Annotated in this window: 15 protein-coding genes; 14 read left to right on the forward strand and 1 reads right to left on the reverse strand. The window is 38.1% G+C overall.

Features of this window, described 5'->3' with window-relative positions; all coding sequences use genetic code 11:
• Positions 1 to 12: 12 nt before the first annotated feature.
• The 12 genes from DWX96_RS00150 (at position 13) to DWX96_RS00205 (ending at position 14795) form a co-directional block, all read left to right on the forward strand.
• A complete protein-coding gene (locus DWX96_RS00150; protein ID WP_158551967.1) occupies positions 13 to 1575 on the forward strand; it encodes a glycosyltransferase in 1563 nt (520 codons plus the stop codon).
• A gap of 1 nt (position 1576) precedes the next feature.
• Positions 1577 to 2836: a glycosyltransferase family protein gene (locus tag DWX96_RS00155; RefSeq protein ID WP_117697313.1), complete on the forward strand. Its 1260-nt coding sequence runs from the start codon at positions 1577 to 1579 to the stop codon at positions 2834 to 2836.
• A 61-nt stretch (positions 2837 to 2897) separates the two neighbouring features.
• Complete coding sequence (locus DWX96_RS00160; RefSeq protein ID WP_242988670.1) at positions 2898 to 3284, forward strand: molecular chaperone; 387 nt, start codon at positions 2898 to 2900, stop codon at positions 3282 to 3284.
• Positions 3285 to 3340: 56 nt separating this feature from the next.
• Entirely contained in the window at positions 3341 to 4483 is a 1143-nt protein-coding gene (locus tag DWX96_RS00165; protein ID WP_117697311.1) for a CgeB family protein, read from the forward strand.
• Between the two features lies 1 nt (position 4484).
• Positions 4485 to 5540, forward strand: coding sequence for a glycosyltransferase (locus tag DWX96_RS00170; RefSeq protein ID WP_117946030.1), 1056 nt, complete (start codon positions 4485 to 4487; stop codon positions 5538 to 5540).
• Complete coding sequence (locus DWX96_RS00175) at positions 5530 to 7053, forward strand: hypothetical protein (protein WP_117697307.1); 1524 nt, start codon at positions 5530 to 5532, stop codon at positions 7051 to 7053. The genes DWX96_RS00170 and DWX96_RS00175 overlap by 11 nt, the downstream gene beginning before the upstream one ends.
• A gap of 3 nt (positions 7054 to 7056) precedes the next feature.
• The gene (locus DWX96_RS00180; protein ID WP_117697305.1) at positions 7057 to 8091 is read left to right on the forward strand and encodes an FkbM family methyltransferase; all 1035 of its coding nucleotides are present in this window, start codon (positions 7057 to 7059) and stop codon (positions 8089 to 8091) included.
• Positions 8092 to 8110: 19 nt separating this feature from the next.
• Positions 8111 to 9244 (forward strand): FkbM family methyltransferase, encoded by a 1134-nt coding sequence (locus DWX96_RS00185; protein WP_117697303.1) that lies wholly within the window; start codon positions 8111 to 8113, stop codon positions 9242 to 9244.
• Positions 9245 to 9246: 2 nt separating this feature from the next.
• The gene (locus tag DWX96_RS00190) at positions 9247 to 11220 is read left to right on the forward strand and encodes a CDP-glycerol glycerophosphotransferase family protein (protein WP_118056681.1); all 1974 of its coding nucleotides are present in this window, start codon (positions 9247 to 9249) and stop codon (positions 11218 to 11220) included.
• A 47-nt stretch (positions 11221 to 11267) separates the two neighbouring features.
• The gene (locus DWX96_RS00195; protein ID WP_117697299.1) at positions 11268 to 11984 is read left to right on the forward strand and encodes an IspD/TarI family cytidylyltransferase; all 717 of its coding nucleotides are present in this window, start codon (positions 11268 to 11270) and stop codon (positions 11982 to 11984) included.
• Positions 11985 to 13031 (forward strand): NAD-dependent epimerase/dehydratase family protein, encoded by a 1047-nt coding sequence (locus DWX96_RS00200; RefSeq protein ID WP_117697297.1) that lies wholly within the window; start codon positions 11985 to 11987, stop codon positions 13029 to 13031. It begins immediately after the preceding gene.
• 15 nt (positions 13032 to 13046) lie between these two features.
• Positions 13047 to 14795 (forward strand): 1-deoxy-D-xylulose-5-phosphate synthase, encoded by a 1749-nt coding sequence (locus DWX96_RS00205; protein WP_022242917.1) that lies wholly within the window; start codon positions 13047 to 13049, stop codon positions 14793 to 14795.
• Positions 14796 to 14854: 59 nt separating this feature from the next.
• Here DWX96_RS00205 and DWX96_RS00210 read toward each other — a convergent pair whose 3' ends face one another.
• Positions 14855 to 15061 carry a hypothetical protein gene (locus DWX96_RS00210; protein ID WP_147326018.1) on the reverse strand — a complete coding sequence of 69 codons (207 nt, stop codon included), beginning with the start codon at positions 15059 to 15061 and terminating at the stop codon, positions 14855 to 14857.
• A 75-nt stretch (positions 15062 to 15136) separates the two neighbouring features.
• Here DWX96_RS00210 and DWX96_RS14940 point away from each other — a divergent pair, with 75 nt between their 5' ends.
• Together DWX96_RS14940 and DWX96_RS00215 are read left to right on the forward strand one after the other, a co-directional pair.
• On the forward strand, positions 15137 to 15208 hold the full coding sequence (locus tag DWX96_RS14940) for a hypothetical protein (RefSeq protein WP_442970040.1): 72 nt from the start codon (positions 15137 to 15139) through the stop codon (positions 15206 to 15208).
• Between the two features lie 116 nt (positions 15209 to 15324).
• Positions 15325 to 16539 (forward strand): CgeB family protein, encoded by a 1215-nt coding sequence (locus tag DWX96_RS00215; protein ID WP_118056680.1) that lies wholly within the window; start codon positions 15325 to 15327, stop codon positions 16537 to 16539.
• Positions 16540 to 16702: the final 163 nt, after the last annotated feature.

Below are 16702 nucleotides of genomic sequence, written 5' to 3' on the forward strand. Positions count from 1 at the left end.
GAACAGTTTTTTATGATTTTACAAAGAGGACTGGGGCAGCTGGATGCAACAGGGGAATATGAAGAAGGAACGCTGCGGGAGTTAAAGGAAAGCTACCAGAAATTTGATGCAGCGATGCAGCAGAATATGCTGCGCGTAATAGAACAGTCATTGGCAAAGTTTCCAATAACATTGCAGATTTACATCTGGTCATCCCTGCTGGCGGTTCTTCGGGATGAAAAAATCATTCCTTATATGGGAGAATTAACGGCAGATGACTCTTTGAATTTATGGCAGAAAGTGGAATTAATGAATCAGTTGCAGCGGACAATTTTTGCCAGTGAAATGATAAAGGATGACGAGGCAGAATATAAGAGAAACAGTGACGCTTATACTGCATTGATGGATGAAATCAGACAGCGGAATAAAAAGGAATTTTCCTATCTGCCGTGGGAAAAACGGAATAAAAAAATTGTTCTGATAACAAAACAGTTTATCGGAAGACAGCATGCACCGACGGAAATAACATTGCAGATGAACCGTTATTTAAAGGAACTGGGTTACGAAGTGGTATTATATGTCGCCTATATGCCAAATCGGAATACAGCACCGTTGTGGTATAAGCAGTGTCTGTGGAATAATTTTATGAATACAGCCGGAGCATTTCAGGGCGAGATAGAAGGAGAGGAACTGAAGGGTTATAATCTGCTTTTTACACAGGAAAATTATCCGGAACAGCTTTATGATGCGGCGGAAATGATATGGCAGGAAGCACCTGAGTGGGTGCTTGAAATCGGTGATAAAACAATATTGGCAGATTTATGCCGGCAGTTTACCACCGTATTGACCAGAAGGTGTGTTAAGACAATTCCGGTAACCAATGCACCGATTATCGTACTGGCTTCGGATTATACCATGGCGGAAGAAAGACGATATCAGAGCTGGCTGAAACCGTACCAGCAGTTTGTGGAAGTAAAACATTCCATTGTGGGAAATACAGTGGTTGTGGAAAAAGAGAAGAAAGAAAATTATGGCATCCCAGAAGACAAGTTCGTAATTTTACTGGTGGGAAACCGGCTGGTGCAGGAAGTAACAGAGGATTTCCTTAAGACGATTTATACGATGCTAGAGGAAAATCCAAAAGCAGTACTGGCGGTTATTGGAAATTGCGAGGCACTGGAAAAAAGGATAGCAGAAGCATATCGGGAGCGTTTTTATTTCCTTGGATATACCGAAGAATTACAGAAAACCATGACCATAGGAGATTTGTTTTTGAACCCGCCAAGACAGGGCGGCGGTACCGGAGCCATGTATGCAATTTTACAGGAAATTCCGGTAGTGACACTGGACAACTGCGATGTGCAGGTAAATGTGGGCAAGGTATTCACCTGTGATTCTATTGAGTCGATGGTAAATCTGGTACATCAATATTGTGAAGATAAAGGATTCATGGAGAAGAAGAAGGAAGCATGCCGCAGAAAAGCAGAGGAAATTCTTGCAGTAGATGAAAAAGAAAACTATCGAAGGTTATGTGAATTTGTGGAAACTTATACGATAAGGCAGGAAAAGCAGGTACAGCATCCGGACGGGAGATAACATGGAGCATAGAACAAGAGAAGCAAAAGGGACAATTTTAATCTATAAGGGAGAACCAATCTGCTATAACATTTTAAATACATTTGCAGAGCAGCTGGGAGAAGCGTTACAGAGGCTTGGAGAAGAGGTAGAATATTTTGATGTGAAGCAGAGCGGCGAAGCTGCTCTGGCAGCTTATGCAGGAAAAACATATCAGGCGGTAATTGGCTTTCAGAGTTATCTTTTTGATATTTATCTTCCGAAGGCAGGCATTTATTTACATGACTTGATAAAGGGACCAAAAATAAATTTCCAGTTTGACCATCCAATCTGGATGAAGAATCATTATATCAGAATGCCGGAGCATTGCTATAGTGCAACCCATGACAGAAATTATGCGGCATTTATAGAAAAGTATTATCCGAGAATTGCAGGAAGTTCCATTATCTTTCCGGGAGGTTGTGAGAAGTCAGCAGGAGAGAATGGAAAACAGGAAGCAGAGCGGAATTTGAGGGGGGTGCAGGATAAAAAGGAATATCAGATATCCTTTATTGGCACCTATACGGACTATCGGAGTTATCTGCCACTGATCAGAAATAGCCAGGGAATCATTAAAAAGATAGCAGCCCATTTTCTGTTTCAGATGAAACAGCACCCGGAAGAGACTGCGGAGAAAGCATTGGAAGAATCCTTACGAAAAGATGGAATTGTACTATCGGATGAAGAATTTTTAGAAGTATTAGATGGTGTCAAGCCAATGATTTATTGCATCATGTCCTATTACCGGGAAAAAGCAGTAAAGGTAATTTTAGAAGCAGGCATTACACTGGAAGTATTTGGGGACAGTTGGAAGAAGAGCCCGTTTGGGGATTCACCATATCTTCGTATTCATGAAGCGGTGGATATGAGAGAAAGCCTTGAAGTCATGGAAAAAAGCCTTATATCTTTTAATGTGATGGCCTGGCATAAGGATGGATTTACGGAGCGGATTGCAAACAGCATGTTACAGCATAGCGTGGTGCTTACCGATGAAAGCACTTATCTGAAAGAGCAGTTTACAGATGGGAAAGATATTCTCATGTACCGGTTGAATGAACTTTATAAGATTCCGGAACTGCTTGCGGATTATCTGAAAGGGGCAGGAAGAGATAACCTGCAGATGATTGCAGAGAATGCTTATAGGAAAGCAAAGGAAAATTATACCTGGGAGCAGAGCGCAAAAAAGCTTCTTGCATTTATTGATGAAATAGATGCCCAGGAAAGAAAATGCAGTGAAAAGTGAAAATACTCTTGTGAAAATGAAGGAATGAACCGATATACATTCTATAGAAAGGCGGCACAGGATGTGCCAGGGTGAAAATATCATGGAAGATAATAGAAGAGAAGAAAAAGAAGCGTTAAAAGTATTGACGGAGTACAGCCCGAAATTATTAAAATCTATGAGAAATGTAATGGAAGAATTACATGGAAATCGTCAGCCGGATACCGATGAATATCTTTTGAGCATTATCAAAGGTATGAACTGGGAAATTCAGGTCTTAAATGGAACAATGGACTATCTCAATGAAACAGAGCAGCTTATTGATAAGCAGGCGGCAAATAATCTGTTTGTAAATTTCAGCAAAATATATCAGGAAAAAGATGATGCGAAGCTTGCAGAAGCCTTTGAGAAGGAAATGATACCATTTTTTGAAAAACTGGAAGAAGCAGCCAAAGTTAAAATGAATTAAAAAACTACTGATATCGAAAGGTATCAGTGTTTTTCGTTGCAAAGCAGGAGAGAACGATGGAAATATTATTCTGGCAATGGCATTCTTTTATGGGAAAAGGAATCGAACGTGCATTACACAGACTGGGTGTTGCATATGATACATTCTTTTATCAGATGAATGACTGGGAAAAAGATGACAGATTTGCAGAACAGCTGGAAAAAAAGATTCAGCAACAGGATTATGACGTAGTATTTTCTATTAATTTTAATCCAATTATATCAGACGTATGCCAGAATCATAAACTGCCTTATCGTGCGTGGGTCTATGATTCTCCGATTCATATCCGTAATACAAAGGCGTTGAAGAATTCTTATACGAAGGTATATTTTTTTGACAGGGGACAGGCAGAAGAATATCGAAGACAGGGAATTGATGCCGGATATTTACCGCTGGCAGCAGACGTGGAAACATTTTATCCGATTACAGTTACAGAAGCAGATAAAAAGGAATATGGAGCAGAGATTTCACTGGTAGGAAAATTATATCAGACTGTCTATCCACAGTATATGGCACCTTTGAAAGAGTATGACAGAGGATATTTGGAAGGTGTGATTGCGGCTCAGAAAAAAGTATATGGCGGCTATTTCCTGCCGGATTTTATAACGGATGATTTGATAGAGAGAATGAATGCAGTTTATCAGAAGCAGTGGAATGGAGAGATTACGGTAAATCATCGTGAAATTGAATTTCTGCTGGCCAGTGAGATTACACGAAGAGAGCGGCAGGAAATATTAACGCTTCTTTCCAATCATTTTGATGTAGCGCTCTATTCCGGAGAACAGAATGTAGCCATACCAAAGATAAGAAAGAAGAATTATATCGATTATTATACCCAGATGCCAAAAGTATTTAAATGCTCTAAAGTGAATCTTAATATTTCGCTGAAAACAATCCGGACAGGAATTCCGCTGCGTGTACTTGACATTCTTGCCAGTGGCGGATTTGTGATTTCAAACTTCCAGGAAGAGTTGGCAGAGTACTTCCGGCTGGGTGAAGAAATCATCACTTATGGAGATATAGAAGAGCTTTATTATCTGGTAAATTACTATTTGCAGCATGAAGAAGAACGGAAAGAAATTGCGGATAGAGGATTACAGAGGGTAAAAGAAGATTTTCGATTTGAAGAACGGATGAAAGTAATACTTGAGGACTTATAGCATGAGAAAAATTTCTGTATGTATCATCACGAAAAATGAATCAGAAAAATTGAAAAAGTGCCTGAAACAACTGATGGGGTATGGCTTTGAAATTATTGTAGTAGATACCGGTTCTACGGATGATACGGTTGTCATGGCGAAAAAATATGCAGATAAAGTATGTTATTTCAGCTGGTGCAATGATTTCTCCGCAGCACGGAATTATGCATTGACTCAGGCGTCCAATGACATTGTTATGATGATAGACAGTGATGAATATTTACAGGAAATAGATACAGGCGAGCTGGAAAAACTGTTAAAGCAGCATCCTTCTATGGTAGGGCGAATCAAAAGAATTAACCGCGTTTCCGTAGGAGAGCAGGAAACAGAATACATAGAACGGATTAACCGGATATTCTCCAGACAGCAATATGAATATTCGGGCAGTATCCACGAACAGGTTACAGCGAAAAATAAAGAAGAGTATGAAACTTACCTTGCTCCGGTTGTTATCTTGCATGATGGTTATGAAGGCACCGAAGAGGAGCGGAGGAAAAAAGCAGAACGTAATCTGAAGTTATTGTTAAAAGAGTTGGAGAACCATCCGGATGATACTTATTTCATGTATCAGATTGGAAAAAGCTATTATATGGCAGAGGATTATGAAGAAGCAATCCGGTATTTTGAAAAAGCATTGGGCTATGACTTGAATCCAAAGCTGGAATATGTAATTGACATGGTAGAAAGCTATGGATACGCACTTTTGAATACCGGGCGGGTTGAAACGGCATTGCAGTTTCAGGGGATTTATGAAGAGTTTGGAGACTGTGCGGATTTCAAGTTTCTGATGGGACTCATCTATATGAATAGTGAACGTTACGAAGAAGCAGTAGCTGAGTTCTTAAAGGCAACGGAGTATAAGAGCGCACGGATGACAGGAACAAATTCTTATCTGGCATATTACAATGCAGGCGTAATCCGGGAGTGCCTCGGAGACATCGGACAGGCACTGGAATATTATCGGAAATGCGGAGATTATGCAAAAGCACAGGAGAGAATCAGGGCATATGAGAAATAATATAAAAGAAAATATACTTGAATTAATACAGACTCTCTATGAAGCACACAGCAATGCGGAAGCACTGATAAAAGAAAAAGATAATCAGAGTGTTTGTGCACTTTTAGAGGATTGTCAGAATGCAGCAATACATATCGGAGAAAGCATTGAGCAGTCAGAAGGTGAGAATTTTATCACGGTGAAATATTTAGAAGCGTATTGTGAATTGCTTTATACGACCTCTGTAAATATTTCAAATGGAATATATGAGAAGATAAAAGAAAACTTAAATGCACAGCTTCATGTCATAGAAGATAGTGTAAGGGATGATATAAAAGGCAAATGGGAAATTGTATTTCTGCCATATAAAGTGTCCATGTGGGATTCGTTGGAAAGTATATGGAAACGGGCTTTTGAAGATGATGATTTTGATACATATGTGGTGCCGATTCCTTATTATGACAGAAATCCGGACCGAACCTTTGGCGAATACCATTATGAGGGAAAACTGTTCCCTGCTGATGTACCGATAACACATTATGAGGATTATAATTTTGCGGAACGGATGCCGGATGCAATTTTTATACATAATCCATATGACCTGGGAAATCTGGTTACAAGCGTGGAACCGAAATTTTATTCTAATATATTAAAAAATTACACGAACTTATTGATATACATACCATATTTTTTATTTCCAAAAGAACCGCAGACGCACTTGATCGATACTTTTGCACTGGAAAATGTGGACAGCATCTTTGTACAAAATGAAGAAGTAAAAGAAGCATATGTGAATCAGGCGAAAATAGTCGGTAATGAAAAGGTGTTAGAAAAGGTATTTGCAGTAGGTTCACCAAAGATTGATAAAATCTGTGAAATATGCAAAGACGGAATTCCTGTTCCGGATATCTGGAAAGAAGTGTCTGTAAATAAAAAGAAAGTATTTATGAATACCAATATCAGCCTGATATTGAATAATAAAGATAAATTTATTGATAATTTAAGAAGAATATTTGACATATTTAAGCGTCGGGGAGATGTGTTTGTAATATGGAGAGAGCATCCTTTGACGGAGGCAACCTTAAAATCCATGAAGCCGGAAATCAGAGATGCCTATTATGAAATCAGGTCAGATTTTGTGAAGGATGGCTTGGGAGTAATCGATACGAATTCGGAAGCATATGAGGCAATTTATTTTTCGGACTGCTATTTTGGTTCAGGTGGTTCGCTGGCACCAATCTATGCAGTAACCGGAAAACCGATTTTAATAACGGCATATAAATATCCGGACAATATCAGCAGCCAGCAGGCTACGATAGAGATGCTGCTTAAGCAGACAGAGAGAAGTATGTTTTTCTCGGAACGATATGAAAATTTTCTGGATTTGTTTTTAGATAATATTGATTTGCTGACCAGCTATAAGGAGAAACGGTTTGAATTTCTTTCGAAGATAGTAGACAGCATTGACGGAACAACCGGAAATAAAATTATGTTACAAGTAAAAGATATGCTAAATAAAGAAAGGCGAGGATAGAATATGAGTGATACAAAAAACAAAGTAAAAGAGATTTTCAGAGAATATTTAAAGGAAAACTTCAAACAGAATGCGGAAAATTTAAAAATATATATCTATGGTCATGAACTGCAGATATGTGGTGGTATTTTAAATTTTGAGGATGAACTTGATATAACACTGATTCATCAGGATCTTAGATTTATCGGTTATGAGTACTCAGGACATAAATATGAACTGGCTGAAAGCGTAGTACCATTTCCAGATAATGCAGTAGTATTGGTTTCTTGCATATATCCATACCGGTTCGATAATATTACAAATAATTTAATGGAATTGGGTTTAAAGAGAGAGCAGATTATTCATATAAGACCATTGGCAGAGAAGCTGTTAAATGTTTCAGCAGATTATTTTTCGCAGAATGGAATGGATAAGAAAGTAAAAACTTTGTTTGACAGCATTGGAAGAGATATTTCAAAAATAAGATATTTGGATATTGGTTCTAATACATGGCTTCTTTACAACAATTCATATATGTTTTATCGTGCTGGCTCAAATGGTGTGCTGGTAGAAGCAAATCCTGATTTTGTGGATGAGATTAAGAGGAACCGTCCGAGAGATAATGCGATTATGTGTGGCTGCTCTGATGTAAGAAGTGAGGAAGAATGGACTTATTATAAGACCAAGCATGCCGGATATAATACCTTTGTAAAGGAAGTGGCTGATACATATGAAGGCAGAGGGCTGGAAGTTCAGGAGATAAAGATTCCAATGAAGTACATTGGTGACATTCTGGAAGAGAATTTTAAGGACGGACATATTGATTTTATGTCGGTTGATGTGGAAGGCATGGGTGCGCGTATTGTGAATGCAATTGACTTTAACTGGTATGATATCGATGTAATCCTTTTGGAAATGGACTTCGAGAAGGAAGAGTCAAGAAAACTTTATATGAAATTATATGAACTGGGATATACCTCAAGATATAGAGGAATTGGAGCAGGAAAGGATTTTCTTTTCTTTAAAACAGATGTTTTTGATGCAGGTTTGTTAGAATAATATAAAGAGGAAGCGGAAAATGATAGAGGGAATCAGTAAACAGACAATTGAAAATTTTAACAGAATGTCTGAAAATAGAAAGATTGTGCTGGTAGGACTGGTCAATGAGAATGTGAAAAAAGCAATGTCTCTTTTTGACAACATTGAGTGTATTATTGATGGTGATACAGAACGTTGTGGCTTGCGGTATGAAGGCTTGCCGATTTATTCATATGAACATCTTTATGCACTTAGTCCGGACACACATATAATTCTTGTAACTGCCCGCACCGGTGGTGTGTATTCCGTTACAAATGCAGTCAAAGAAGTTGATACTTTTAATATTTTTTATCTCAATGTTATTGCGGATAAGTTTTTTGGATTTTTTTCCAATGAACTTTATAATAACTATGATAAAATCAGAAAAATGGAAGCAGCACTGTATGATGACCGGTCGAAGAAAATATATCGGGAAGTGGTAAGACGCAGGATAATCGGTGCAACCGGAGAATATAATAAATTAAAAACAAGAATAGACCCGCAATACCTTTATCAGGATATGTATAAGAATGTAAGCGGGAATGAAATCATTGTTGATTGCGGCGGTTATATTGGAGATAGTGTGGAGAAATTTGTCTTGGCTTTTGGCAATAAAGTTAAAAAAATATATTCTTTTGAATGCTTTGAAGATAATATTTTAAAGATAAAGGAAATGGGACAGACTCTGAAAAAAGAAGGCTGGTCGGGAGAACTGGTTGTTGCGCCTTATGCAGTGTCCGATAAAACGGATAAAATTATTTTTAATGATATTGGAAATCCGGACAGCGGTTATTTACCGGACAGCCGTTTGACGGTGCAGTATAATGAAAAATTAGCACCGATTAAAACAATTGAAGTTGAAACAAGAACAATCGATGGTTTTATACCGGAGGATGAAAAAGTTACCCTGATAAAGATGGATATTGAAGGTGCAGAGTATGATGCATTAAAGGGTGCGGAGAAAACCATAAAGAAAGATAAACCAAGATTAGCAATATCCATATATCACAATCCGAGTGATTATTGGAGAATTTATGAATTAATCCATGAGTTTTCGAGTGAGTATAAATTTGCAGTAAGACACCATCAGAATAACCATTTAGATACTGTTTTATATGCATGGGTGGAGGATTAAAAATGTTAATGGTATTTATGTCACAGCCGGATTTCGCATGTAATTGTCATGCGTTATGGAAATATGTTAAACAGCACACAGACTTTGAAACAGCCTGGATTATAAAGAAACCGGCATATTATGAAATATTGAAAGAACGTGGAATAAGATGTGCTGTTTATGATACGGTAGAGGCTAATAAAATAATAGAGAAAGCAAATGTCCTCATTGCCAATTCGTATACATTTCTTAACGTAAATAAAAGAGAAGACCAGTTGCTTGTGAATGTGTGGCATGGAAGTGGCGTAAAAGCCCATGATTATTATGACCATAATTTAAATCCACGTCATCTGATAAAACTGAAAAATTATTTTGGAAAAGTTGACCTTATGTGTGTACACAGCCTGGATGACCGGTTTAAGCTTGCGGCAATGCTAAACTTTGACTTACAAAAAATTTATGTTACAGGGCAGCCCCGCCTGGACTGCGTGAAAAAGTCAGATGGAAAAGGGATATTAAAAAAAGTGTTGGGAGAAAAGATATCGCGATATGAACATCTCATCTTTTTTGCACCATCCTATCGTTCCAACATGAGCTGCCATGCCGGAAAGATTTTTTCTGACAACATTTTTCGACTGGATGATTTTGACAATCAGGCGTTGGATGAATTTTTAACCCGCAATCATGCGGCGCTTGTATATAAGCTTCATCCGATTGAACAGACAGCATTCTTAGGCAGGAGTTTTGAAATGTCAGAGCATTGTTACGAGCTGACGGATGAAATGTTGTTTAAAAAGGATGTCAGATATGATGAAATATTAAATAGCTTTGATGTTATGGTAAGTGATTATTCCTCCATAGTATATGATTATCTTTTGCTGAACCGACCTGTTGTATATCTTCTTCCTGATTTTGAAGAATATAAAAATGCAAAAGGATTTGTATTTCATAACATATCTCTTTATATGCCGGGTGAGAAGGTATATGATTTTAAAAATCTTCTGAGTGCATTGGATGAAGCGTTTGTAAATCCGGATAAATATATTGATTTAAGAAATAATGTTCTTCTGAACAGATTTGATTATACTGATGATGGTTCGGCAGAACGCTGTTTTCAGCAGATTATGAACTTTAAAAAGCTAAATGATGAGTATATCCCATACCAGAGCGATGCAAAGACTGTGCCGCCAACCGTTGCGGAACAGATTGCAAAATATGTTGACAGCAGTAAGTATTATCTTATCGATAGCAGAAAAAAATATGACGATAAAGAAAAGCTTCTGGATGAAATTAACAGCGCAGAAAAAGTATATTATATTACTTCAGAAATACCCCCGGAATTCAGAAGCGTGAGTGCGAAAAATTCATACCGGATTGTTGACATTGAATTATTCGAGGAAATGAAAAATAATCCGAAGGTGAATATTGCACATATTATGGGTGGTGTGGATTACGAAAAGTTCTGTGTGGAAAGTACAACTGCTGAGAATAAAAAGAAGAGAATCGGTTTTGCAGGAACTATTGATAACCGGATATATTTTTCAATGGTTCAGTGTATCTGCGAGGAGTTTTCTGATTGTGAGGTTGTATTTGCAGGAACGATTATAGGAGATTACCCGGCGTGGCTTGGTGGTTTTGACAATCTTACTTATATCGAAGCGGAATATGATAAATTACCTGAGATTATCAGTTCGTTTGATGTGACAATTCTTCCCATCTTTGGAGGCCATAAAAAAACTGTGCCAATAGAATTGTATCAGTATCTTGCCTGTGGAAAAAATGTAGTAGCATCAGAGATAGAAAATCTGCCAGAATGTGAGGCTGTTTTTACAGGAAAATCAACATCTGAAGTGATAGATAATATAAGACTTATACTGTCGGGTGATTTACAGGAGAAGAACGTGGAAGCAGCAAGGACGGTTGCATTGGAGTATGACTGGAAGAAAGTTGCCAAAGATATGACAGAGGATAAATACAATTACAGCTTTACGAAATAAGGATAAATGCAGATAAGTATTGTTTGAATATGTGTATGGAGGGAAAAATGACAGATGTGATTATACTTGCCGGAGGAATCGGCAGCAGATTAAAGTCGGCGATACCAAAACAGTTTATAGAGATAGATGGCTGTCCGATTATTGTACATACGATAAAAAATTTTCAGGACAATGCAAATATTGATCATATTATAATTGTCTGCCTGGAAAAATGGATAGAGTATACGAAAGAAATTGTAAAGAAATATCATCTTGATAAAGTGACGGATGTTGTTCCGGGAGGAGAAACAGGACATATCTCCACCAGAAACGGAGTCTATTTTTTGAAAAACAGATTGTCGGAGGATGACTATGTAATTATCCATGATGCGGCCAGACCAATTGTATATCAGGATATTATCGATGATTTGATTGAAAAAGCAAAAGCCAATGGAAATGCCTGCAGTGCTGTCTCCTGTTACGAAACGGTTGTCCTGACAGAAAACCGGACATCAGGCAAAGAACAGATAGACCGTAACCGGATCGTAAGAGTTCAGACACCGCAATGCTACAACTACGGACTGATAAAATCACTCTACGAAAAAGCAGACAAGGACAATCGGGAAGACTTTGTTTATGCCAATATTCTTGCGATGAACTATGGCGTAGAGATTTATTTTTCCAAAGGAACAAATAACAATATTAAAATTACAACCAAGGATGATATCGCATTGTTCCGTGCACTGCTTTATTATATCAACAATGCCGAAGGTGAGGAGAATTAAATGGTATTAAGTTTACTGGAAGAACAGGAGTATAAAAGATACATAGAGGCATTTGATTTTTCAAAATATATGAAAGATAAAACCTTTCTGATAACCGGAAGCAACGGAATGACTGGACAGGCTATGGTAAAGTGGATTTTATACCTGAATAGCAGATATCAGATGAATGCAAAAATATTTGCATCCACCCGTAATCCAAAACACATTCCGGATTACATGGATGGCTCTGAAAATGTAGTGATGTGTGAGTTTGGAAAAGAGGAAGAAGCCATTGGAGAAGAGAAGGTAGATTATATCATTCATGCGGCTTCCCCGACAGAAAGAGATTTTTTTCTAAAATACCCGGTTGAGACCTATAAGGTTATTGTGGATGGAACAGCACATATGCTGGAACTGTGTGAGAAGAAGAAAGCGTCCTTTATACTGCTTTCGTCAGTAGAAGTGTATGGTGCATACAACAGTAAGGAAGCAATTGATGAAAAAAAGGTCGGAGCGGTTGACAGCCTGAATATTCGAAGTGGTTATCCTCTGGGGAAAAAAGGAGCAGAATTTTTAACCTATTCTTATTGCAAAGAATATGGCTGCAATGCGAAAATTGTCAGAATTTCTGCAATTCAGGGACTTTACCAGCCATACAATGAACTGCGCATCTATAATGAAATAACAAGATGCATCATGGAAAATAAAAATCTGATTATGAAGTCTGATGGAAAAAGCAAGAAGAGTATTATTTATACCTTGGATGCGGTTTCCGGAATTTTTAAAACCTTGTTTGAAGGTGAAAAGGGAGAGGTCTATAATCTAACCAACCCGGATACCTTTTTAACAGTAAATGAATTTGCGGAAAAGATATTTGAAAAATTTAATGACAAAGTGCATATAGAATTTGACATAGGCTCAGAGAGTGAAACAGGATATCTGCCGCATTTGGAAATTCTTCAGGATACAGAGAAAATATTAAAACTGGGATGGAAACCGATTACAGACTTGTACAGGATTTATGAAATCGACCTGAAGAGATGGAATTTTTCCTGGGGAGAAAAGTAAAGAAAGGATTTGCCTGTGTATATTGAAAAGATAAATACTCCGGAAGATATAAAAAAATATAACATAAATGAATTAGAAGTATTGGCACAAGAATTAAGAGAAGCAATCATAAATAAGGTGAGTGATTGCGGTGGACATCTTGCTTCCAACCTTGGCATTGTAGAGCTGACCATAGCCCTTCATTATGTTTTTGATGCACCAAAGGATAAGTTTGTGTTTGATGTTTCCCATCAGACCTACTGCCATAAAATGCTTACCGGAAGAAAAGCCGCTTTTATTAAAAAAGAAAATTATAAAGATGTCACAGGATTCAGTAATCCAAAAGAAAGCGAGTATGATTTATTTGCCCTTGGACATACTTCTACTTCCGTTAGTCTTGCGTGTGGACTGGCAAAAGCAAGAGATTTAAAACACGATTCGGAAAATGTGATTGCCGTTATAGGAGATGCTTCATTGGATGGCGGAGAAGCATTTGAAGCACTTAATTGTGCAGCGGAAATCAACAGTAACCTGATTGTGGTAATTAATGATAATGAAATGTCTATTCCGGAAAACCACGGAGCGTTGGGACGGCACTTAAAACAGTTGAAAGAATCCGCTGGAAAGCAGAAAGATAATTTCTTTAAAGCCTTGGGATTTGAATATCATCTGATTGAAAACGGAAATGACCTGGAATCCGTTATAAAAGAATTGGAAAGCGTAAAAGACACCAAAGTTCCTGTGGTTGTCCACGTTTGCACCCAAAAGGGAAAAGGCTATAAGCCGGCGGAAGAAAATAGTGAAAACTGGCATTGGGCAAGACCTTTTGACAAAGAGACCGGAAAAAATAAGAATGCCGGAATAGGCGAAAACTATGGAAATATTGTCGGAGAACATTTACTGAACAGAATCCAAAACGATCCGGAAGTTGCAGTAATAGCAGCATCCACTCCCATATGTATTGGCTTTGATAAAACAAGAAGAGAACTTGCGGGAAAACAATATATCGATGTAGGAATTGCAGAGCAGAATGCGGTTACAATGGCGGTGGGAATGGCAAAAAGAGGCTGTAAACCGGTATTTGCAACGAATGGTACTTTTATCCAAAGAGCATATGACCAGATTGAACAGGAAATGTGTATCAATCAGATACCGGCAACGATGATTGTAACCCATGCGTCTGTTTTCGGACACCACAATGACACACATATTGGAATTTTGGATATTCCATTACTTGCCAATATTCCGAATTTAACTTATTTGGCACCTGTGAATAAGGAAGAATATCTTGCTATGCTGGATTGGAGCATCGACCAGAAGGAGAAGCCGGTAGCCATAAGAGTGCCATGGACCGGAGTTAAGCACAGCGATTATGATGTGGCAGAAGAGTATGATAAAGTGTCCTATATGGTTATGCAAAAAGGGCAGGATGTATGTATCCTTGCACTTGGCGGATTTTATGAGCTGGGTGTTAAGACGGCGGCATTGATAAAAGAAACAAAGAATATACAGCCGACAATTATAAATCCAAGATTTATTACAGGCCTGGATGAGAACAGACTTGACTGGGTACTTGAGAATCACAAGATTGTTGTAACCATAGAAGATGGAATACTAAGCGGTGGTTTCGGTTCAAAAATTGCGCAGTATTATTCGGACAAAGATATTAAGGTTTATAATTTTGGATTTTCCATGGATATACCAAGGACATATGAGCCGGCTGAACTCATGGCTGAAAATTCGTTGACGGAAGAAAAAATCGTTGAAAAAATATTTCACCGGTAGATTCATTGGAAGGCATATCATAAAATGCAGCTCCTGTGTAACGCAGGAGCTGTTTTTTATCACTTCTGATTATTTAATTGATTTACTTCTTCTATCGAAAGATTGCAAAGTTTTGCGATTTCCTTTGCATCAAACTTTCCTGTTTTTAAAAGACGAAGGGCAGTATCGGTAGAAGCTTGCTTTAATCCCTGCTCAACACCGGCGTCAAATTCGGCTTTTCTCAGTTTTTTCTCTTCTTCAACTTTATCATATTCAAAAATACTCATAGCAATTACCTCCGCCTGATTCTTCCTAAGAAAATCTGCCAGAATATTTTCCTGAATGCATTCGGTGACAGCCTTTTGCACGGCATCATCCAAAGGCATCTGTTCTGCAAAGGAACGAACCTTTGCAACATAGAAAGTGCCATATAGATTGTATAATATATGCTTTTTCACATTTTAACATAGCAAAAAGATTTGGACAAGAAGAAAAAATGTTATATACTAATTGTAAATAAAAAGGCAATGAAAATAAAAGGAGCCACCCCATGAATATTTTGGTTTACCGCTGGAATTCCTACAACTACATAGACATCATTGCAACATTCCAATCCATGGGACATCAGGTGGATGTAATTGAGCAGGAACTGGAAAGCTATGATGAGGATGAAGTGTTTGCGGCACGTTTGCATGGTATCTTGCAGCAGAAAAACTATGACTTTGTCTTTACGGTGAATTATTTTGCAGTGATTTCCGGAGTATGCCAGCAGATGGGGATAAAGTATGTATCCTGGAGTTGTGACAGCCCGCTGCTTAGCATGTATCACAAGAATGTATTCTTGGACTGCAATTATTTCTTTCTCTTTGATAAGACCAATTATCTGGAATTCAAGGGAATGGGCGTAAAACATATCTGGCATCTGCCGCTGGCAGTGGATACGAACCGGCTGGATGAGCTATTTGCACAGGATACTATGGATAAAATGCAGTTGGCAGAAGCAGATAGTGGGAATGCCTCAAAACATTCGGTGCGGGATTTTGCAGGCGGAATTTCCTTCGTAGGAAATCTGTATGAGAAGAACAGCTATGATGAACTGGAAAAAAGGTTCCCGGAATATTTGCGGGGTTATTTTGATGCTGTCATGGAGGCACAGCTTAATATCAGCGGCGGCAATATAATCGAACCGATGTTGACTGCGGATATCTTAGAGCGTGTATCGGAATATTTTGAACTGAAGAAATCGAAGGATTCTTTTTCTGATCTGGGGCTGGTATTTGCAACAACGGTGCTTGGATTTAAAACTGCTTCTTTGCAGAGGCAGCGCGCATTGCTGGCACTGGCGGCTAAATTCCCGGTAAACCTTTATACGAATACAGGTGGAGATATTTTGTTTCGGGTAAAGAATTGCGGCTCGGTAGATTATTGGTCGGAGATGCCGAAGGTATTCCGCTATTCGAAAATCAATCTTAATTTTACAATACCAAATATCAAGAGCGGTCTGCCACTGCGGATATTTGATGTGCTTGGTGCAGGTGGTTTTCTGATGACAAATTACCAGGCGGAACTGCCGGACTATTTTGAAATCGGAAAAGATTTGGCTTGCTTTGAATCCGAAGCAGAACTGGTAGAGAAGTGCAGCTACTATCTTACCCATGAGGAAGAACGGCAGCAGATAGCAAAGAACGGTTATGAGAAAGTGAAGAATTGCTGCAGCTATCGGAAACGTTTGAAGTTTATGTTGGAAAAGATTGGGGAGGAGTAGAAGATAGTGGATTTATAAAAAAATTAGAGACGCTTTACAGTGTTTTTAGAAACTTGTATTGTATATGCTTCGACGGTTATGTTACAATAGCTACGAAGCATATTTTTTCATAATTTTGGCAATATGCAAAAAGAAATCCGTATAATGCCTCATTTCATAGAAT

This window comes from Roseburia sp. AF22-2LB, from assembly GCF_003461125.1.
GTDB classification, from domain to species: domain Bacteria; phylum Bacillota; class Clostridia; order Lachnospirales; family Lachnospiraceae; genus Roseburia_C; species Roseburia_C amylophila.